This is a genomic window from Microbacterium lacticum (genome assembly GCF_006716815.1).
Lineage (GTDB): Bacteria > Actinomycetota > Actinomycetes > Actinomycetales > Microbacteriaceae > Microbacterium > Microbacterium lacticum.
This window is the reverse complement of the sequence record NZ_VFPS01000001.1, coordinates 1,059,841-1,079,010: the sequence shown is the minus strand read 5'-3', so window position 1 is coordinate 1,079,010 and position 19,170 is coordinate 1,059,841. Positions and strand designations below refer to the sequence as shown.

Genomic DNA, 19,170 nt, shown 5'->3' with positions numbered 1-19,170 from the left:
GCCGATAGTGCCCGCGTTAGCGTGGGGCCACGCCCCCGCTTCCGCGGACGGCACGACAGAAGGAGGACCATCATGATCCGCACCACCGCCGTCGCTCGTCCCCGCATGACCCCTGTGCGCACCGGGTTCGCCGCGGCATCCGTTCTCGGCGTCGCCGTGCTCGCCGGCTGCTCCGGCACCGCCGAGGCCGACGCCACCGCCGACACGACCCCGTCGCCCACGACCTCCGCGTCGGCGACCCCCTCGACGACGCCGTCGGCCACCGCGTCGGAGACCGCCGCGGCCCCCGCGACGACCTACGTCGACGGGACGTACACCGCCGATGGCACGTACGTCGACGGGGGAGGGGTCGCCGAGACCGTCACCGTCACAATCAGCCTCGCCGGCGACGTCGTCACCGCGGTCGACGTGACCGGCGACGCCGCCAGCCCGCAGTCGCGGCAGTACCAGCAGGTGTTCATCGGCGGCATCGCCGGCGAGGTCGTCGGCAAGGACATCGACGACCTGTCGGTCTCTCGCGTCGCCGGATCGTCGCTGACGAGCGGCGGCTTCAACGACGCCCTCGAGACGATCAAGGCCGACGCGCGGGCATGAGCGCCGCCCCGCCGGCGGTCGGGGAGTTCGACGCGATCGGCACCCGCTGGCAGGTGCAGACGGGCGACCCCCTGCCCGCACCCGTCCGTGCCGACGTCGAGCGCCTCATCGCCCGTTTCGACCGGGAATGGTCGCGGTTCCGCACCGACTCGGTGGTGTGCGCACTCGAACGCGGCGGCGAGGTACCGGCGACGGCGGATGCCACGGACATGCTGGATCTCTACGCGGAGCTCTCCGCGGCGACGGGCGGTGCCGTCAATCCTCTCGTCGGCGAGAGTCTCGCCCGGCGCGGCTACGACCCGGCGTATTCCCTGCGCGACCAGGGCGCCCGGCCGGCGCCGGAGCGCTGGCGCGACCTCCTGACCTGGAGGGACGCCGTCCTGGCCCTCCGCGCACCGGCCGTCATCGACGTCGGCGCGCTCGGCAGGGGACGCCTCGTCGACCTCGTCACCGACAGGCTGCGGGATCTGCTGCCGGACGAGGAGGAGCCCGCGGCGCTGGTGGTGGATGCCGGCGGAGACATCCGGCTGTCCGGCGTCACGGAGCGGATCGCGCTCGAGCATCCGTACGACCCGGCGAAGGCCGTCGGGGTGTGGGAGCTCGCCGGCGGCGCCCTGTGCGCGTCGGCGGTGAACCGGCGCGCGTGGGGCGACGGGCTCCACCACGTGCTCGACGCGCGCACCGGCGAGCCGGTGCGGCAGATCGCCGCGACCTGGGCGGTCGCCCCGACCGCGATGCTCGCCGACGCCGTCGCGACCGCGCTGTTCTTCGACGGCGGACCGGAGCTCGCCCATCGCCGCGGCACCCCGTGGGTGCGGATGACCACGGCGGGGCAACTGGAGTGGTCGCCCGAGGCGCCCAGCGCGGGCGTCGAGCTGTTCGTGCGGCGGAGCTCCGACTCCGCGCCGAGCGATAGTTTGGAGGCGTGATGACCGCTGTGACCGCCGCCTGGAACCGTCTGCTCGCCTTCGTCGGACGCTACTCGATGTACCGGCTGGTGCTGATCGCCCTGGGTCTTCTGACGGTGATCTCGCTGATCCTGTCGCTGTTCGACGCGGTCACCCCCTCGCCGCTCGCGATCATCGTCACCTTCGTGGTGCTGAACGTCGTCTGCGTGCTCGTCGACCTCGTCGGCCAGCGCCTCACGGGGCGTGCCTGGCGCTACGAGTCGTCGCTGATCACCGCCGGCATCCTCCTGTTCGTCCTGTACCCGACGGTCGAGCCGATGGGGCTCGTGGGCATCGCGATCGCCGGGGCGGTGGCCTCGGCATCCAAGTACGTCATCGCCTGGCGTGGCCGACACATCGTCAACCCGGCCGCTTTCGGTGCCACGGCGCTCTCGGTCATCACCGCGCTGAGCGGGGCGTACGCGCTCGGCGCGGCCGGCTGGTGGGTGGGCACGCCGGGACTTGCGGCCCCCGTGATCCTGCTCGGGTTCTTCGTGGTGGTGCGCGCCGACAAGCTGGGTCCGGTGCTGCTGTTCCTCGTGATCGCGCTCGTGGTCGCCGCGGTGCGGGTGAGCCTCGCCTTCGCGGGTGTCGGGCAGGCCATCGACGCCGGTCAGCTGCTGACGACCGTGCTGTGGTCGTCGCCGTTCTTCTTCCTCGCGGCGTTCATGTTCTCCGAGCCGCTGACCCAGCCACCGCGCCGCTGGCAGCAGTACATCGTCGCGGTCGTCGTGGGCGTGCTCGCCGGCGCGCCGCTGACGGTCGGCACGCTGACCTTCGGGCCCGAGGCGGCCGTGGTCGTCGGAAATCTCGTCGCGTTCGCCTTCGCCTACGCGACGCGCGCGTCGTTGAAGCTCACCTTCCTCGGTCGCGAGCAGCTGACGCCGAGCGTCGAGGAGCTGTCGTTCCGCGCCAGCCGGATGCTGCACTTCGACGCGGGGCAGTACCTCGAGCTCGAGGTGCCGCACGCGCACGCCGATTCGCGCGGCACGCGGCGCGAGTTCAGCATCGTCTCAGCCCCCGAGGAGCTGCCCGTCGTGAAGGTGGCGATGCGACGCGGGTCGCAGTCGTCGTACAAGAAGGCGCTCGCGGCGATCGAGCCGGGCGCGGAGCTGTCGGTGACCGGTGTGTGGGGCGACTTCGTCCTGCCCGCGAAGACCTCCGTGCCGGTGCTGATGGTCGCCGCCGGCATCGGCGTGACGCCGTTCGTCTCGCAGCTGCGGCACCTGCGCCGTGAGGGCGGGGCGCGCGACGTCGTGTTCGTCTACGTCGCCTCCGGCGCCGAAGAGCTCGCGTTCCGGCAGGACCTCGAAGACGCCGGCATCCCCGTGATCGTCTTCACCCGCGACGAGCCCACCGACCTTCCCGCGCACTGGACGTGGGCGAAGGGTGTGCGCCTCGATGCCGACGGGCTCGTGCAGGTGGTTCCCGACATCGCGTCGCGGCACGCCTACATCTCGGGCCCTCCGGGCCTCATCGCCGACCTCGCGCCCGCGCTCGAGAAGGCCCACGGCCTGACCACCGACGCCTTCTCGGGATACTGAGCGGGAGACCCTGCCGATCCGCGCGATCCCGTCCCTGATCAGACGGCGGGGTCGGCGGGGCGTGCGGGCAGGCTCACCTCGAACACCGTGGCGCCGGGTTCGCTCGTCACCGTGATCGTGCCGTGGTGGGCGGTCACGATCGCCTTGGCGATCGAGAGGCCCAGCCCGGTGCCGCCGGTCTGCCGCGCGCGCGACGAATCGGCGCGCGCGAACCGCTCGAACAATCCGTCGGCGACCGCCGGATCGATGCCCGGTCCGTCGTCGGTCACGCGCAGCACGGCGCGACCCCCGCGGGTCGCCACGCTCGCCGTCACGTGCACGCCCTCCGGCGTGTGCACGCGGGCGTTGGTGAGCAGGTTCGCGACGACCTGGTGCAGGCGCGAGGCGTCGCCGGCGACGACGACCGGCTCCTCGGGCACGTCGATGATCCACTCGTGGTCGGGACCGGCCGCCTGCGCGTCGGCGACCGCGTCGACGACGACGCGCGTGAGGTCGACGGCGCCGTAGACGAGCTCCTTGCCCTCGTCGAGCCGGGCGAGCAGCAGCAGGTCTTCGACGAGGGTGGTCATCCGCAGGGATGCCGCTTGGATGCGCTCCAGGCCCTGCTGCGACTGCGCCGAGCTCGTCTCGAGCTGCGCCCTCGTCACCCGCGCCCCCGCGGCCTGCGTCTGGGCGAGCGAGCGCAGCGACAGCTCGGAGTAGCCGCGGATCGCGGCGAGGGGCGTGCGCAGCTCGTGGCTCGCGTCGGCGACGAACGCGCGCATGCGCTCCTCGTTGCGCTGCCGGGCCGCGAGCGAGGTGTCGACGTGGTCGAGGAGCGTGTTCAGGGCCGCACCGACCCGGCCGATCTCGTCGGAGGCATCCGCCTCCTCCGCCGGCACCCGCTCGGTGATCGTGACCTCGCCCGCATCGAGCGGCTGGGCGGCCACGCGGGTCGCCGTGACGGCGACGGCCCGCAGCGGGCGCAGGGATCGGCGGATGACCAGGGCGATGATCGCTGCGAGCAGCAGCAGGCCGCCCGCGGTCATCAGCGCAACCGTGGTGAGGATCTTCGTGAGCGTCGCGATCTGCTCCGACGCCGACATGCCCAGGATGGCGAACCCGTTGCCGCCGAGCGAGGTGGTGTAGACGCGGTAATCGCCGAGCGACGGCAGATCGAGCGTCGTCAGCCCCGCCTGCGGCACGCTGGCGACGATCGACGCGATCTCCTCGTCGGTCATCGCGACGACCGACGAGTCGTTGTCCACGTACGCGCCGGTGAGCGTTCCGAACGTCTGCAGGATGAGGAGGGTGCCGTTCTGCTGACGGCCCTTGTTCAAGGCATCCTGCGCCGTCGAGCCGGGGGAGAGATGGATGCTGGACGCGGTCGCCTTGATCTCGGAGTCGAGGCTGTCGGAGATGATGGCGCGCAAGGTCGTCGCGGTGGCCACCCCGATCATCGCAAGGATGAGCGCCACCATGCCGACGACCGTCGCGATGAGGCGGGTCTGCAGGCTCCAGCGATGACGGGCGCGCGCGCTCACTGGGGCGCTTTGATCATGTAGCCGACGCCGCGCACGGTGTGGATGAGCGGTTCGCGGCCCGCGTCGATCTTCTTGCGGAGGTAGGAGATGTACAGCTCGACGACCGACGAGCGGCCCCCGAAGTCGTAGTTCCACACCCGGTCGAGGATCTGCGCTTTCGACACCACGCGGCGCTGGTTGCGCATGAGGAAGCGCAGCAGTTCGAACTCCGTCGCGGTGAGGTCGATCTCGGTGCCCGCGCGCTCCACCTCGTGCGAGTCCTCGTTGAGCGACAGCTCGCCCACGCGCAGGATGGGATCCGAGCCGCCCGCCGTCGCGGTGCCGGCCCGCCGCATCAGGCCGCGGAGGCGCGCGACCACCTCCTCCAGGCTGAACGGCTTCGTGACGTAGTCGTCACCGCCGGCGGTAAGCCCGGCGACGCGGTCGGAGACCGAGTCCTTCGCCGTGAGGAACAGCACCGGCACGTCGTTGCCGGCGTGGCGCAGCCGCTGCAGCACGGCCATGCCGTCGAGGTCGGGCATCATGATGTCGAGCACGAGCGCGTCGGGATCGAAGTCGCGGGTGACGGTGAGCGCGTCGAAGCCCGAGCCGGCCGTCCGCACCTCCCAGCCCTCCATGCGCAGCGCCATCGACAGCAGGTCGGTGAGCATCTGCTCATCGTCGACGACGAGCACGCGAAGAGCCGAGCCGTCGGGGCGGCGGAGGGCGGGGCTGGCGGCGGGAGCGGTCATGAATCAATTGTCATGGGCGCACTGTGAAGCGGCTATGGCGTTCTTTATGCGAAATCTATGAATCCGCTCACGAGACGGATGCCTCGGTGCCCACCTTCGCCCGTGCCCGCGCCCGCGTCGCGCCCCAGCCCCGGCGCGCATAGCATCCACATCATCTCGCCCGAGGTTCTCCATCGACGGCGCTCGTACCGTCGATCCGTCGGCGCCGGACGCGCCACACAGAAGGAGAACCATGTACTGGACCTACCTGCGTCGCGAGCTGGCGGGGCGCAAGAAGCAGACCACGATCGTCGCGATCGGCCTCGCCATCGCCATCGCGCTCGTCATCATCGTCAACGCGCTCTCGGCGGGCGTGCGCGACGCGCAGGCGCAGGCTCTGGCATCCGTCTACGGCGTCGGCACCGACCTCACCGTCACCGGTGCGGAGGCCGAGCCCGGGCAGGGCGGAGGCGGCGGCCGGTTCGACTTCGGCGAGGGCGGCGGGCAGACGTCTTCCGACGGCACGACGACGCTCAGCCAGTCCCGGCTCGTGACCGACTTCCGGCGTGGGACGCTCGATGCCGCCACCGTCGACCAGGTGACCGCGGTCGAGGGCGTCGCCGCCGCGACGGGCGCGCTGAGCCTCACGAACATGACCTTCAGCGGCGAGCTGCCGCAGGCGCCGACGGGCGGCGCGACCGGCACCGACGGCCAATCCGGCTCGGACGGCAGCGCGACCCAGGGTCAGGCGCCGCAGGGCACGCCCGGCGAGGGCGGCGGCGGCTTCGGCGGCGGCTCGTTCGGCGTCGACTCGTTCACCGTGCTCGGCGTCGACCCGTCGGCGATCACGGTGGGTCCGCTGTCCGCCGTGATGATCGAGTCTGGCCGCGCGCTGACCTCCTCCGACGCCGGCGCGAACGTCGCCGTGCTCGACGCGACCTACGCGTCGTCGAGCGATCTCTCCGTCGGCAGCACGATCGACTTCGGCGGCACGAGCTTCGAGGTCGTCGGCATCGCCGCCTCGGCCAGCGCCGACGCCGACACCGCCGCGAACGTCTACATCCCGCTCGACGTCGCGCAGACCCTGTCCGGCGCGGGCAACGTCGTCTCGACGGTGTACGTGCAGGCGACCTCGAGCGACGGCATCGCGTCGGTGCAGTCGGCGCTGCAGAGCGCTCTGCCGGATGCCACCGTGAGCTCGCAGTCCGACCTCGCCGCCACCGTGTCGGGGTCGCTCGCCAGCGCCGGCTCGCTCATCACGAGCCTCGGCACGTGGCTGTCGATCATCGTCCTCGCCGTCGCGGTCGCCCTTGCGGTGCTGTTCACGATCTCGGGGATCTCGCGGCGCACCCGCGAGCTCGGCACCCTCAAGGCCATCGGGTGGTCGAACTCACGGGTGGTCGGTCAGGTCGCCGGCGAGTCGGTCGTGCAGGCGCTGATCGGCGGGGTCGCGGGCGTGGTCCTCGGCCTCATCGGCGTCACGATCATCAACCTCGTCGCTCCGACCATCTCCTCGGCACCGGCCGCCACGGCGGGCCGCGGCGGCATGGAGGGCGCGGGCGGTGCCGGCGGCATGGGTGCGCCCGCGGGTGGTGGCGGGGGCGGGTTCGGCTTGTTCGCGCAGACCGCCTCCGACATCGTCCTGCACGCGCCGCTGTCGCTGTGGATCGTGCTCGCCGCGCTCGCGCTGGCGGTCGCCGGCGGCCTCGTGGCCGGGGCGTTCGGCGGCTGGCGGGCCGCGCGTCTCAGCCCCGCCGAGGCGCTCCGGACCGTCGCATGACCGAGCGTCCGCCCGGCGCCACGGACGCGCGCGCGACCGTGGCATCCGACCCCGACCTCACCCCGACCATCTCATCGAAGGAGAACGACATGACCATGATCGATCAAACGGCGACGGATGCCTCCGCCGCGCCCGCCCCGCCCGCGTACCGCCTGACCGGGGTCACGAAGACCTACCAGCAGAAGGGCCGGATCGTGCACGCTCTGCGGGGCATCGACGTCGAGATCGCGGCGGGGGACTTCGTCACGATCCAGGGGTCGACCGGCGGCGGCAAGTCGACGCTGCTGCAGCTGCTCGGCGCGCTCGACGTGCCCACCGCGGGGCACGTGCTGATCGGCGACACCGACCTCGCCGCGGCGTCGGCGAAAGACCTGGAGGCGCTCCGCGCTCGGGAGGTGGGATTCGTCTTCCAGGCGTTCAACCTCATCCCGACGCTCACCGCCGCGGAGAACATCGCGATGGGGCTCGAACCTCTCGGTCTCGACTCGGCCGAACGCGGCGCCCGGGTGGCCGACGCGCTCGCTCGCGTCGGCCTCTCCGAGCGGGCCGACCACCGGCCAGGGGAGCTCTCCGGCGGCCAGCAGCAGCGCGTCGCGATCGCCCGCGCCATCGCGAAGCAGCCGCGCGTGCTGCTGGCCGACGAGCCCACCGGCAACCTCGACGAGCAGATGCGCGACGAGATCCTCGCGGTGCTCGAACACCTGAACGCCGACGGCCTCACCCTGGTCGTCGTCACGCACGATTCGGCCGTCGCGAAGCGGGCGCGGCGTCGGCTGCGGCTGGAGAAGGGCACGATCCGCGACATCACGCCGTGAGCCGATCCCGAACCGCTCCCGAGCCTCATCAGGGCCGGCCGTGGCGTGGCGCCGACATCAGCGTCGGGGCATCTAGGGTGGCAGGATGGCCCAGCCGCACTGCGTCGTCTACGACGGTCACACACCCCTGGAGACCGACCCCGACCCGGCGGCGGCGCTCGCCCAGGCGCGGTCGGTTGGCGGCATGGTGTGGGTGGACCTGTCCCAGCCCACCCGTGAGCAGGTGCACGAGCTCGCGGCGGTGTTCGGGCTCGAGCCCCTCGGGGTCGCGTCGGCCCTCCGCACCCACCAGCGCTCGAAGCTCGACCGGTACGGCGAGCACCTCTTCGTCGTGGTGCAGCCCGGGCAGTACGACGACGCGGCGGAGACCGTCGAGTGCCACGAGGTCGACCTGTTCGTCGGCGAGGACTTCTTCATCGCGATCTCTCCCGACGGGGCGATCGATCTGGAGAAGCTCCGGGCGCTCCTCGAAGAGCTCCCCGACGTGCTCGATCGCGGGCCGTACGGGGTGCTCTGGGGCACGTTCGAGTACGTGACCCGCGGGTACCGCGACGTGCTCGACGGCATCGAGCACGATATCGACGAGATCGAGGAGCAGCTCTTCGGAGAAGACGAGGACGTCTCGTACCGGATCTTCGCGCTGCAGCGCGAGGTGATCGATCTGGGGCACGCGACCGCGCCGCTGCCCGACATGCTGCTGCGTCTGCAGCGCCTCGTCGAGAACAGGCTGCACATCGACGACGCCCCCGCGTTCCGCGAGGTCGCCGACCGGGCGCGCTACGTCGACGCGCGGGTGACGTCGTTCCGGGGCACGCTCGACAGCGCCCTCACGGTGTACTCGTCGCTCGCCGAGCAGCGGCGCAACGAGGCGATGCAGCGGATGACCGAGACGAGCCTCGAGCAGAACGACCAGGTCAAGAAGATCTCGTCGTGGGCGGCGATCGGCTTCGCCCCGACGCTCGTCGCCGGCATCTACGGCATGAACTTCCGCTTCATGCCCGAACTGGAGTGGCCGTGGGGCTACCCGTTCGCGATTGGCCTGATGGCGGCGGTGAGCGCCGGACTGTACGTCGTGTTCAAGAAGAACGACTGGCTGTAGGCCAGTCGTCCTCCGTGAACCCCGCGGCCGTGAACTGCGCGGCCTCGAACCCCGCGGCCGTGGCCGCGCGGTCAGTGCGTGTCTTCGGCCTCGACCTCGGTACGGTCGCCCGACCACAGGGTGTGGAAGGTGCCCGGCTTGTCGATGCGCTGGTAGGTGTGCGCGCCGAAGAAGTCGCGCTGAGCCTGGATGAGCGCGGCAGGCAGGCGCTTCGCGCGGAGCCCGTCATAGTAGGCGAGCGACGACGAGAAGGCGGGGGCGGGGATGCCGGCGGTGGCGGCCGTTCCGACGATGTGGCGCCAGGCGCCCTGCGCACGACCGAGGGCGTCGACGAAGTAGGGCGCCGTGAGGAGCACTTCGAGGTTCGGCTCGGCGGCGTAGGCATCCGCGATGCGGTTGAGGAACTGCGCCCGGATGATGCAGCCGGCGCGCCAGATCTTGCTGATCGCGCCGAGGTCGATCGTCCAGCCGTACTGCGCGGCGCCGGCGCGGATCTCGTCGAAGCCCTGCGAGTAGGCGACGATCTTCGAGGCGTAGAGGGCGAGACGCACCTGCTCGACGAACGCGTTGGCGTCGTCGACGGTGAAGGCATCCTCGGCCGGGCCGGGAAGGCCGCCGGAGACCGCGCGCTGCTCGCGGTGGCTCGACAGCGACCGGGCGAACGTCGCCTCGGCGATGCCGGAGACCGGGACGCCGAGGTCGAGGGCGGTCTGCACCGTCCAGGCGCCGGTGCCCTTCGCGCCGGCCGAGTCGAGGATGACGTCGACGAGGGGCTTGCCGGTCTCGGCATCCACCTGGCGGAGCACCTCGGCGGTGATCTCGATGAGGTACGACTCGAGCTCGCCGGTGTTCCACTCGGCGAAGATGTCGGCGATCTCGGCGGGGGTCTTGCCGGTGCCGCGGCGGATGAGGTCGTACGCCTCGGCGATGAGCTGCATGTCGGCGTACTCGATGCCGTTGTGCACCATCTTCACGAAGTGACCGGCGCCGTCGTGGCCGACGTGCGTGACGCACGGCTCGCCGTCGGGGGCGACGGCCGCGATCGACCGGAGGATCGGGGCGAGGGTGACCCACGCCTCGTCGGGGCCGCCCGGCATGAGCGAGGGGCCGTGCAGGGCACCCTCCTCGCCGCCCGAGACGCCCATGCCGACGAAGTTGAATCCGCGCTCGCGCACGGCCTTCTCGCGGCGGATCGTGTCGGTGAACAGCGAATTTCCGCCGTCGATGATGATGTCGCCGGGCTCGAAGACCTCCATCAGCGACTCGATTACGGCGTCGGTCGGGGCGCCGGCCTTCACCATGATGAGCGCCGTGCGGGGCTTCTGCAGCGCCGCGGCGAACTCCTCGTAGCTGAAGGCTGGCACGAACCCGGCCTCGGGGTGCTCGGCAACCAGCTCGTCGGTCTTCGATCGCGACCGGTTGTACACCGCGACCGTGTTGCCCTCGCGGCTCGCGAGGTTGCGGGCCAGGTTCGACCCCATGACGGCGAGTCCCACGACTCCGATATTGGCGGTGGGCTGGGCGTCGGCTTCGGGCACGGAAGACTCCTTCGATGCGGGTGGTGGGTTCATCCTTCAGCGTAGTCCGCCCCGGGCGTGCCCGCTCCCGCTGTGACCGCGCCGGCGCGCTCGGCGGTGAGGCGACGGGTCACCGCGATGTCGCGGCCGCCGAGCCCGACCGCGACGATCTCGTCGAAGATCGTGCGGAGCGCCGGCAGCAGAGCGGGCTGGATGCCTGTGGCCTGCGCGACATCGCTCGCGAAGCGGAGGTCTTTGACCATGTACTCGGCGACGCCCGAGGGGGTGTCGTCGCCGGCGACGAGCTTGTCCTTGCGGCTCGTGAGCAGGTTCGACCCCGCGTATCCACCGTCGAGCAGGGTCCAGAGCTGCTCACCTGGGGAGTGACGATCGGATCCCTGATCGGCATCTTCTCCGTGCCGCTGACCGGCGCCCTCTCCGACCGGTGGGGCCGGCGCCGGGTCTACCGGATCGGTTCCGTCTTCCTGCTGCTGTACTCGTTCCCCGCGTGGTGGATGCTCACCCTCGGCAACCACGCGCTCGCGATCGCGGTGATCGCCGTCGGCATCGGCTTCGGGGTGAACGTCATGCTCGGGCCCCAGTGCGCGATGCTGCCCGAGATGTTCGGCAACCGTCACCGCTACCTCGGCGTCGCCATGGCGCGCGAGATCTCGGCGGTGCTCGCCGGCGGACTCGCGGGCGTGCTCGTCGCCTACCTGATCGCCGTGAGCGGAGGCAACTGGGTGCTGCTGGCGATCTACATGACGGTGCTCGCGCTCATCACCACCGCCTGCACCTTCCTCGTCCCCGAAACCCTGCGCCGCGACCTGACGCGTCTCGACGATGCCGTGAGGGTGTCGCGCGACGAGGCGGGGGAGGGCGTGTCGTCGACCACCGTGACCATCCGGACCGTCGAATGGTGACGGGAGCGCGGCGCAGCGTGGCCGCCCGGTGGGGAGGGGCGACGTGCTGATCGGCCGGGTGCGCACCGCGACCGGCGAGACCGTGCACGTGCGACGCGACGGCGAGGCGCTGCGCGCGATCGAAGACCCCTATGCGGCGCACGCCGCCGGGCGGCTCCCCGCCGACCTCGAGACCGTGGGGGAGGTGACCGGTGACGTGCTCGCTCCGAGCGAGCCGCAGGTGGTCGTCGGCATCGCGCAGAATGGGCCGGACCACCCGAGCCCCGTGCAGGCCTGGTTGAAGAGCCCGCGCACCGTCGTCGCGAGCGGCACGGCCGTGACGCTCCGTCGTGACGCCGGGACGTCCGTCGCCGAGGGCGAGATCGCGGTGGTGATCGCGCGCGGCACCGCCGGGTTGACCGTGCAGAACGCCGGCGACTACGTGCTCGGACTCAGCGCGGTCGACGACCTGTCGAGCCCGGATCGGGTGCTGGCCGATCCCCGCAACTTCGAGAGCAAGTCGGGCGTCGGATACACGCCGCTCGGGCCGTGGATCGACACCGAGGCATCCCTGGCCGACGTGCGTCTGCGGATGCGCGTCGCCGTCCTTCGTCGCGCGCGGCTCGGGGAAGATCGTGAACATCGGATCGGTCCAGTCGGTGCTCGCACGGCAGACGATCGCGCCGTATTCGGCATCCAAGGCGGGCATCGCGGGACTCACGCGCGGCATGGCCGCCGACCTCGCGCGCCACGGCATCCAGGTCAACACCCTCTCCCCGGGGTACTTCGCCACCGAGATGAACCGCGACCTGGTCGACGACGACGCCTTCACAGCGTGGCTCGAGACCCGCACGCCGGCCGGTCGGTGGGGCGACTTCAGCGAGCTCGACGGACCGTTGCTTTTCCTCGCCTCCGACGCGTCCTCGTTCGTCTCGGGGCAGAACCTCGTCGTCGACGGCGGCATGACGAGCGTCGTCTGAGCTTGGCGCCTCGACGGGCATCGCCGGTTCGCGGTGATGCGCGCGCCGTGCCGGGGCCCGGTGCGGGCGCGTGACACGATGGCGGCATGCGCATCGTGGTGACCGGTCCCGCCGAGGCGGCGACGCCGCTCGTCGCTGCGGCACTGGCGGCGCGCCTGCGGGCGCGCTACCTCGACACGGCGGAGCTCTACCCGGCGCGGGTGCGACCGGGCGGACCGACCCTCGGCGAGGTGTGGCTCGAAGCCCTCGCGCTCGCGTTCACCCGCGAACGTGCCCTCGTGGCATCCAGTGGTTCCCTGTCGCGCGCGCGGCGCGATCTCATCCGGGCGCGCGTACCCGGGGTCGTGTTCGTCGAACTCGTCGTCGATGACCAGGCCGCACCGCCGCGGCGCTCACGCTGGCGTCGCGCGAAGCCCGTCGAGCGCCCGGCGATCGAGCCGCTCGCGGGCGACGAACCGGGCGTGCGGATCGCCGACGACGCCGATCTCGCGTCGATCGTCGATCGGATCGCGCAGCTGCTGTCGGGTGCCGGGCAGGATCAGCCCGTGCGCGATCAGTCCTTGCGGTAGTTCGAGCGGCCGAGTGCGAACATCGCGCCGCAAGCGCCGATCGTCGCGCAGACCGTCATCAGGCCCACCAGCCACATGAGTGCGTGCGACATCCAGCCGTAGTCCATGGGTTCTCCTCGGGTCTGCTTCAACGACGTCTTCATCGTAGCGGTCGCGCTGGTAGACTGAACCCGTACTTCGGCGAGGGATGCCTGCTCAAGCGGCATCCGTGATCGACGCGGTGAGGCCTTGCGGGGCATTCCTCACGCGCGTGCGTTCGAGTCGAGACCCAGACCCCAGACCAGGGCCCACCGCCCGCAAGGAGAACAACATGTCCACCGAGACCGACACCAAGGTCGTCGCCGAGGTCCGCGAGAACTTCGGCAAGGGCTACGCCCGCCGCCTGCGCGCCGCCGGCAAGATCCCCGCCGTGATCTACGGCCACGGCACCGACCCGGTGCACGTGTCGCTGCCGGGCCACCAGGTCTCGCTGCTCATCCGCCGCGCCAACGCGGTGCTCGAGCTCGACGTCGCCGGCAAGCAGCAGCTCACGCTCGTCAAGGACGTGCAGAAGGACCCGGTGCGCCAGATCATCGAGCACATCGACCTGCTCGTGGTGAAGAAGGGCGAGAAGATCCAGGTCGACGTGCCCGTCGTCGTCGTCGGCGAGCCCTTCGCCGGCACCATCGCCAACCTCGACAACGCTACGGTGCTGCTCGAGGTCGAGGCGACCCACATCCCGCAGAACATCGAGGTCGACGTCGAGGGCCTCGAGGACGGCGTGCGCATCACCGCCGCCGACCTGACGCTGCCCAAGGGTGCGTCGCTGGTCGTCGACCCCGAGACGCTCATCGTCGCGGTGTCGGTCCCGACCGCTGCCCTCGCCGCCGAGGAGGAGATCGCGGAGGCCGACGCCGAGGTCGCCGCCGAGCAGTCCGAAGAGGCCGCCGAGTAATCCGAGCGCGGAGACTCCTCGCGCAGTCCCCCTGCGCCATCGCGTTGCGCACGAAGCCCGCCGCCCATACTGGGAGGCGGGCTTCGTCGTCACGCCCCCGGCCCCGGTCGTCGTCCCGTCCCCGGTCGTCGCGCCGCAACACATCTGATCGAAAGGAACGGCATGGCTGACACCTGGCTGGTCGTCGGGCTCGGAAACCCCGGCACGCGCTACGAGCAGACCCGGCACAACGTGGGGCAGATGGTCATCGCCGAGCTCGCCGCGCGCCGCAGCGAGACCCTCCGCGCGCACAAGGCGAACGCCCGCGCCGCCGAGACCTGGCTGCGCCCCGGGGGACCGAAGCTCGTGCTCGCGACGCCGAACTCGTTCATGAACGTGTCGGGCGGCCCGGTGTCGCAGCTCGCGCGGTTCTACGACGTGCCGGCCGAGCGCATCGTGCTGGTGCACGACGAACTCGACATCCCGTTCGACACGATCAAGCTCAAGACCGGCGGTGGACACGGCGGCCACAACGGCATCCGCGACGTCGCCAAGGCGCTCGGCACCCCCAACTTCCCGCGCGTGCGGGTGGGCATCGGCCGCCCGCCGGGACGGCAGGACCCGGCCGACTGGGTGCTCGATCCGTTCTCGTCGGCGGAGCGCACGCAGCTCCCGCTCGTGCTGGGCGATGCGGCGGATGCCGTGGAGCAGATCATCGGCGAGGGACTCCTCGCGGCCCAGCAGCGGTATCACGCGCCGCGCGCCTGATCGAGGCGCGTTCGACGCGCGCCTGATCGAGGCGCGTTCGATCTGTGGGGTCAGGAAGCTCCGGCACCCACGCCGGCGAGGACGACCGCGCCGACGACGATCGCGTAGACGAACGGCCCGACTCCCGCGATGACGACCGCGGAGATCCCGAGCCCGCGACCGCGACGCGTCGCGATCGCGGTGATGCCGAGCGCGAGAGCGGCGAGGCCCAGCACCGTGCCGATCCAGTAGCCGATCTCGGCCCACAGCACGAGGTCGCGCACGGGGCTCAGCAGGGCGAGCAGCTGTTCCTCGGTGAAGCTCTCGAGACCCTCCGGGGAGATGCCGACCGCGTGGCGCATCGCGCCCTCGGCGGCGGCGAACCCGGTGCTCGCGCTCAGGATCACCGAGATGACGACGGCGGCGATCGCCACGATGAGGGCGACCAGCCCGAGAGTGCGCGAGCGGGCGGGCGCGGCCGCCGGAGCGGGTGGGCCGGGGTAGGCCGCGACGCCGTACCCCGCCGGCGGGTACTGCCCGTATGCGGGGGAAGGCGCGACGCCGTAGCCGGTCGGCGCGGCAGAGGGCCCCGGCGCGGACGAGGGCACCGGTGCCGCCCCCGGAACGGGCTGCACGTACCCGCCCGGGTACGGGGCGGGCGGGGGAGGCTGCGGGTCGTCGCTCACACGCTCATCCTAGGGAGTGCCCCGGATGCCCGAACGGCGTCGTCGCCGGCCTGTCGCCGGAGCGCCGCCCGCCGCGGCAGAGCCGGTGTCGGTGGGGCGCAATAGACTCGTGCGGTGACAATTTCCGGGATCGCGCGCGCCTTGACGCAGGCTCCGTCCGTGCAGCGCGCCGCCGAGGCCGCCCGCACCGACACCGATTTCTCGATGGTCGCGGGCCTCGACGCCCCGGTGCTCGCTGCGCTGCTCGCCGCCCGCAGCGCCGCCCGGCGCGGCGCGGGCGATGCGGAGCGAGCCCCGGCATCCCTCCTCGTCATCACGCCCACCGGCCGCCGCGCCGACAGCATCGGCGCCGCGCTGCAGAGCCTCGTGCCGCACGCGGCCGTCCGCCATTTCCCCGCGTGGGAGACCCTGCCCCACGAACGGCTGAGCCCCTCGACCGAGACCGTCGGCCGTCGCCTCTCCGTGCTCCGCGAAGCGGCCCAGTGGTCGGATGCCGGTGACGCGCCGCTCATCGTCACCGCCTCGGTGCGCGGGGCTCTGCAGCCCGTCGCGGCGGGTCTCACCGAGGCGGGTGCGCTCGAGCTCGCCGTGTCCGGCCGCGGCTACGACCTCGAATCGGTCGCCCGTCGCCTCGTCGGGCTCGCCTACCTGCGGGTCGACATGGTCTCGCGGCGCGGCGAGTTCGCGGTGCGCGGAGGCATCCTCGATGTCTTCCCGCCCGTCGCCGACCACCCGTACCGGGTCGAGTTCTTCGGCGACGAGGTCGATCAGATCCGCGCGTTCTCGGTCGCCGACCAGCGGTCGCTCCCCGGCGACGTGCCCGCCGTCACGCTGCTGCCGGCGCGCGAACTGCTGCTGACGCCCGCGGTGCGGGAGCGCGCGGCGGGCCTCCACGGCCGGTTCCCGGGCCTCCGCACGATGCTCGAGAAGATGAGCGAGGGCATCCCGGTCGAGGGCATGGAGTCGCTGCTGCCCGCGGTCGCCGATTCTCTCGTGCCGCTCATCGACTACCTGCCGCGCGGCACTGCTGTGGCGCTCATCGATCCCGAGCGGTCCGTCACCCGCGCCATGACGCTCGGCGAGACGAACCGCGAGTTCCTCGAGGCGGCGTGGAGCGCCGCGACCGCGGGCGCCGACGCGCCCGTTGACCTCGACGCCGGCGACTTCCTCGCCCTCCCCGAGCTGCAGGCCGCGACCCGCGAGCGCGGCGGCGTGTGGTGGTCGTTCAGCGGGTTCGACTCCGGCGAGACGGATGCCGCCGACGAGGGTCTCGGCCAGAGCGACGTCGTCCGCGTGCCGGCCCGGTCGGTGCCGTCGTTCCAGGGCAACGTCGACGGCGCGACCGCGCACGTCGGAGCTCTCGTGTCGGAGGGCTGGCGCGTCGTCGTGACGGCGTCGGGCGCCGGCCTCGTCGATCGTGCGCGGGACGTGCTCGCCGACCGCGGCATCGCCGCCCGCACCGCCGAAGGCCTCGACGAGGCGCCCGAGCCCGGGGTCGCCGTCGCCGTGCTCGGGCAGCTCGAGAGCGGCTTCGAGCTGCCCGAGACGAAGCTCGCCGTGCTCACCGAAGCGGAGTTCTACGGCCGCACCATCGGCGCCGACGGCCGGGTCGTGAAGAAGCTCGCGTCGCGTCGGCGCAACGTCGTCGATCCGCTGCAGCTGAAGGCCGGCGACGTCGTCGTGCACTCCACGCACGGCATCGGCCGGTTCGTCGAACTCGTCCAGCGCGAGGTCTCCTCGGGCGGGCGCAACGCGGTCAAGACGACGCGCGAATACCTCGTGCTCGAGTACGCGCCGTCCAAGCGCGGGCATCCCGGCGACAAGCTGTTCGTGCCGACCGACCAACTCGATCTGCTCAGCAAGTACGTCGGCGGCGACGCGCCGACGCTGTCGAAGATGGGTGGCAGCGACTGGGCCGCCGCGAAGGGCAAGGCGCGCAAGGCCGTGCGCGACATCGCCGTCGAGCTCGTCAAGCTGTACTCCGCGCGGATGTCGGCGAAGGGGTACGCGTTCGGCCCCGACACCCCCTGGCAGCGCGAGCTCGAAGAGGCGTTCCCCTTCGCCGAGACCCCCGACCAGCTGCAGACGATCGACGAGATCAAGGCCGACATGGAGCGGCCCATCCCGATGGATCGCCTATTGTCGGGCGACGTCGGGTTCGGCAAGACCGAGGTCGCCGTCCGGGCTGCATTCAAGGCGATCCAGGACGGCAAGCAGGTCGCGATGCTCGTGCCGACGACGCTCCTCGTGAAGCAGCACCTCGAGACGTTCACCGAGCGCTTCGCCGGGTTCCCGGTGAAGGTGCGCGCGCTCTCGCGCTTCCAGACCGACAAGGAGGCGCGGGACACCCTCGCCGGCCTCACCGACGGCACCGTCGACATGGTCATCGGCACGCACCGCATCCTCACCGAGAAGGTGATCTTCAAAGACGTCGGGCTCCTCATCATCGACGAGGAGCAGCGCTTCGGTGTCGAGCACAAGGATGCCTTGAAGAAGCTCAAGACCAACGTCGACATCCTCGCGATGAGCGCGACCCCCATCCCGCGGACGCTCGAGATGGCGGTCACGGGCATCCGTGAGATGTCGTCGCTGCAGACGCCACCCGAAGACCGGCATCCGATCCTCTCCTACGTCGGCGCGCGCAGCGACAAGCAGATCGCCGCGGCGATCCGCCGCGAGCTGCTGCGCGAGGGGCAGGTGTTCTACGTGCACAACCGGGTGCAGTCGATCCAGCGGGTCGCGGCGCATCTCGCCGAGCTCGTGCCGGAGGCGCGCGTCGCCGTCGCCCACGGGCAGATGGGCGAGCACGCGCTCGAGGAGGTCGTCGACGGGTTCTGGGAGCGCAAGTACGACGTGCTCGTCTCGACGACGATCGTCGAGACCGGGCTCGACATCTCGAACGCCAACACGATCATCATCGACCGCGCCGACAAGTACGGTCTCAGCCAGCTGCACCAGCTGCGCGGACGCGTCGGGCGCGGGCGTGAGCGCGCGTACGCGTACTTCCTCTACGACGACCTGAAGCCGCTGTCGGAGGCCGCCGCCGACCGACTCGAGACGATCGCGGTCAACAACGACCTCGGATCGGGCATGCAGGTGGCGCTGAAGGATCTCGAGATCCGCGGCGCGGGCAACCTGCTCGGGGCGGAGCAGGCCGGTCACATCGCGGGCGTCGGGTTCGATCTGTACCTCCGGATGATCGGCGAGGCGGTCGCGACGTTCCGCGGCGACGAGGTCGACGGACCCGCCGAGCTTCGCCTCGAGCTCCCGGTCGACGCGCGCCTGCCCGAGACCTACATCGACAGCGAGCGCCTGCGGCTCGAGGCCTACCAGAAGCTGTCCGCCGCGGCATCCCTCACCGCCGCGCCCGACGCGATCGACCTCGTGCGCGAGGAGCTCGAAGACCGGTACGGTCAGGCGCCGGCCGAGGTCGACGGGCTGTTCCGCATCGCGCGGCTCCGCCGCCGCGCCGCGCAGTCGGAGCTCACCGACGTCGTGGCGATGGGCCCGAATCTGCGCGTGGCTCCCGCCCCGGCATCCGATTCGCTCCGCGTGCGCCTGCAGCGGCTCTACCCCAAGTCGAAGGTGCTCGCGGGCGGCGAGGCGATGGTCGTGCCGCTGCCGAATGCGGGCGGCGAGCGCCTCGCCGATGCGGATCTCATCGCCTGGGTCGAGCAGCTGCTCGACCAGCTGTTCCCCCTGCCCGAGCCCGCCGCGGACGCCTGACTCCCCTCCCGCCCGCGCCGTCCCCTCCTCCCGCGAGACCCACGGTTCTCGACGAGACCGCACGAATCTGCACGCGGTCTCGTCGAGAAATCGCGGTCTCGCGGGAAAGACGGGGCGC

The 19,170-nt window shown here is 71.6% G+C and carries 17 protein-coding genes and 2 pseudogenes; 13 read left to right on the top strand and 6 right to left on the bottom strand.

Going from position 1 to position 19,170, the window contains the following annotated elements:
* Positions 1–72 precede the first annotated feature (72 nt).
* The 3 genes from FHX68_RS05240 to FHX68_RS05230 are packed head-to-tail and all read left to right on the top strand — an operon-like array spanning position 73 to position 3,085.
* Complete coding sequence (locus tag FHX68_RS05240) at positions 73–594, top strand: hypothetical protein (RefSeq protein WP_141379562.1); 522 nt, start codon at positions 73–75, stop codon at positions 592–594.
* Positions 591–1,523, top strand: coding sequence for an FAD:protein FMN transferase (locus FHX68_RS05235; RefSeq protein WP_141379564.1), 933 nt, complete (start codon positions 591–593; stop codon positions 1,521–1,523). Before FHX68_RS05240 ends, FHX68_RS05235 begins: the two co-directional genes overlap by 4 nt.
* A complete protein-coding gene (locus FHX68_RS05230; RefSeq protein WP_141379566.1) occupies positions 1,523–3,085 on the top strand; it encodes an FAD-dependent oxidoreductase in 1,563 nt (520 codons plus the stop codon). The genes FHX68_RS05235 and FHX68_RS05230 overlap by 1 nt, the downstream gene beginning before the upstream one ends.
* 38 nt (positions 3,086–3,123) lie before the next feature.
* Here FHX68_RS05230 and FHX68_RS05225 read toward each other — a convergent pair whose 3' ends face one another.
* The gene (locus tag FHX68_RS05225) at positions 3,124–4,608 is read right to left on the bottom strand and encodes a sensor histidine kinase (protein ID WP_307723048.1); all 1,485 of its coding nucleotides are present in this window, start codon (positions 4,606–4,608) and stop codon (positions 3,124–3,126) included.
* Positions 4,605–5,339 carry a response regulator transcription factor gene (locus tag FHX68_RS05220; protein WP_141379568.1) on the bottom strand — a complete coding sequence of 245 codons (735 nt, stop codon included), beginning with the start codon at positions 5,337–5,339 and terminating at the stop codon, positions 4,605–4,607. Before FHX68_RS05220 ends, FHX68_RS05225 begins: the two co-directional genes overlap by 4 nt.
* Before the next feature lie 232 nt (positions 5,340–5,571).
* On the opposite strand from FHX68_RS05220, the gene FHX68_RS05215 reads away from it, so the two are divergent.
* The 3 genes from FHX68_RS05215 (at position 5,572) to FHX68_RS05205 (ending at position 9,012) form a co-directional block, all read left to right on the top strand.
* Positions 5,572–7,098, top strand: coding sequence for an ABC transporter permease (locus FHX68_RS05215; protein WP_141379569.1), 1,527 nt, complete (start codon positions 5,572–5,574; stop codon positions 7,096–7,098).
* A gap of 89 nt (positions 7,099–7,187) precedes the next feature.
* The gene (locus FHX68_RS05210) at positions 7,188–7,913 is read left to right on the top strand and encodes an ABC transporter ATP-binding protein (protein WP_141379640.1); all 726 of its coding nucleotides are present in this window, start codon (positions 7,188–7,190) and stop codon (positions 7,911–7,913) included.
* Between the two features lie 85 nt (positions 7,914–7,998).
* A complete protein-coding gene (locus FHX68_RS05205) occupies positions 7,999–9,012 on the top strand; it encodes a magnesium and cobalt transport protein CorA (RefSeq protein ID WP_141379571.1) in 1,014 nt (337 codons plus the stop codon).
* 71 nt (positions 9,013–9,083) lie between these two features.
* On the opposite strand, the gene gndA is transcribed toward FHX68_RS05205, so the two are convergent.
* Positions 9,084–10,550, bottom strand: coding sequence for an NADP-dependent phosphogluconate dehydrogenase (gene gndA / locus FHX68_RS05200; protein ID WP_255314006.1), 1,467 nt, complete (start codon positions 10,548–10,550; stop codon positions 9,084–9,086).
* A 29-nt stretch (positions 10,551–10,579) separates the two neighbouring features.
* Entirely contained in the window at positions 10,580–10,792 is a 213-nt protein-coding gene (locus FHX68_RS05195; protein WP_229661471.1) for a hypothetical protein, read from the bottom strand.
* Positions 10,793–10,912: 120 nt separating this feature from the next.
* Here FHX68_RS05195 and FHX68_RS05190 point away from each other — a divergent pair, with 120 nt between their 5' ends.
* The 4 genes and pseudogenes from FHX68_RS05190 to FHX68_RS05175 all read left to right on the top strand — a co-directional run bounded on the left by FHX68_RS05190 (position 10,913) and on the right by FHX68_RS05175 (position 12,980).
* Entirely contained in the window at positions 10,913–11,452 is a 540-nt protein-coding gene (locus FHX68_RS05190; protein ID WP_229661470.1) for an MFS transporter, read from the top strand.
* A 28-nt stretch (positions 11,453–11,480) separates the two neighbouring features.
* Positions 11,481–11,978: pseudogene (locus FHX68_RS16250) on the top strand (fumarylacetoacetate hydrolase family protein); the annotation flags it as partial.
* A 52-nt stretch (positions 11,979–12,030) separates the two neighbouring features.
* Positions 12,031–12,411: pseudogene (locus FHX68_RS05180) on the top strand (SDR family oxidoreductase); the annotation flags it as partial.
* Positions 12,412–12,497: 86 nt separating this feature from the next.
* On the top strand, positions 12,498–12,980 hold the full coding sequence (locus tag FHX68_RS05175) for a shikimate kinase (protein ID WP_141379575.1): 483 nt from the start codon (positions 12,498–12,500) through the stop codon (positions 12,978–12,980).
* Here the strand turns inward: FHX68_RS05175 and FHX68_RS16125 are convergent.
* A complete protein-coding gene (locus FHX68_RS16125) occupies positions 12,965–13,087 on the bottom strand; it encodes a hypothetical protein (RefSeq protein ID WP_255314007.1) in 123 nt (40 codons plus the stop codon). The genes FHX68_RS05175 and FHX68_RS16125 overlap by 16 nt on opposite strands.
* Positions 13,088–13,290: 203 nt before the next feature.
* On the opposite strand from FHX68_RS16125, the gene FHX68_RS05170 reads away from it, so the two are divergent.
* Complete coding sequence (locus FHX68_RS05170; protein ID WP_141379576.1) at positions 13,291–13,914, top strand: 50S ribosomal protein L25/general stress protein Ctc; 624 nt, start codon at positions 13,291–13,293, stop codon at positions 13,912–13,914.
* Positions 13,915–14,076: 162 nt separating this feature from the next.
* Positions 14,077–14,661 (top strand): aminoacyl-tRNA hydrolase, encoded by a 585-nt coding sequence (gene pth / locus FHX68_RS05165; RefSeq protein ID WP_141379578.1) that lies wholly within the window; start codon positions 14,077–14,079, stop codon positions 14,659–14,661.
* Between the two features lie 50 nt (positions 14,662–14,711).
* Here the strand turns inward: pth and FHX68_RS05160 are convergent, their stop codons facing one another.
* Positions 14,712–15,326 (bottom strand): hypothetical protein, encoded by a 615-nt coding sequence (locus FHX68_RS05160; RefSeq protein WP_141379580.1) that lies wholly within the window; start codon positions 15,324–15,326, stop codon positions 14,712–14,714.
* Between the two features lie 114 nt (positions 15,327–15,440).
* Here FHX68_RS05160 and mfd point away from each other — a divergent pair, with 114 nt between their 5' ends.
* Positions 15,441–19,052, top strand: coding sequence for a transcription-repair coupling factor (gene mfd / locus FHX68_RS05155; RefSeq protein ID WP_141379582.1), 3,612 nt, complete (start codon positions 15,441–15,443; stop codon positions 19,050–19,052).
* Positions 19,053–19,170: the final 118 nt, after the last annotated feature.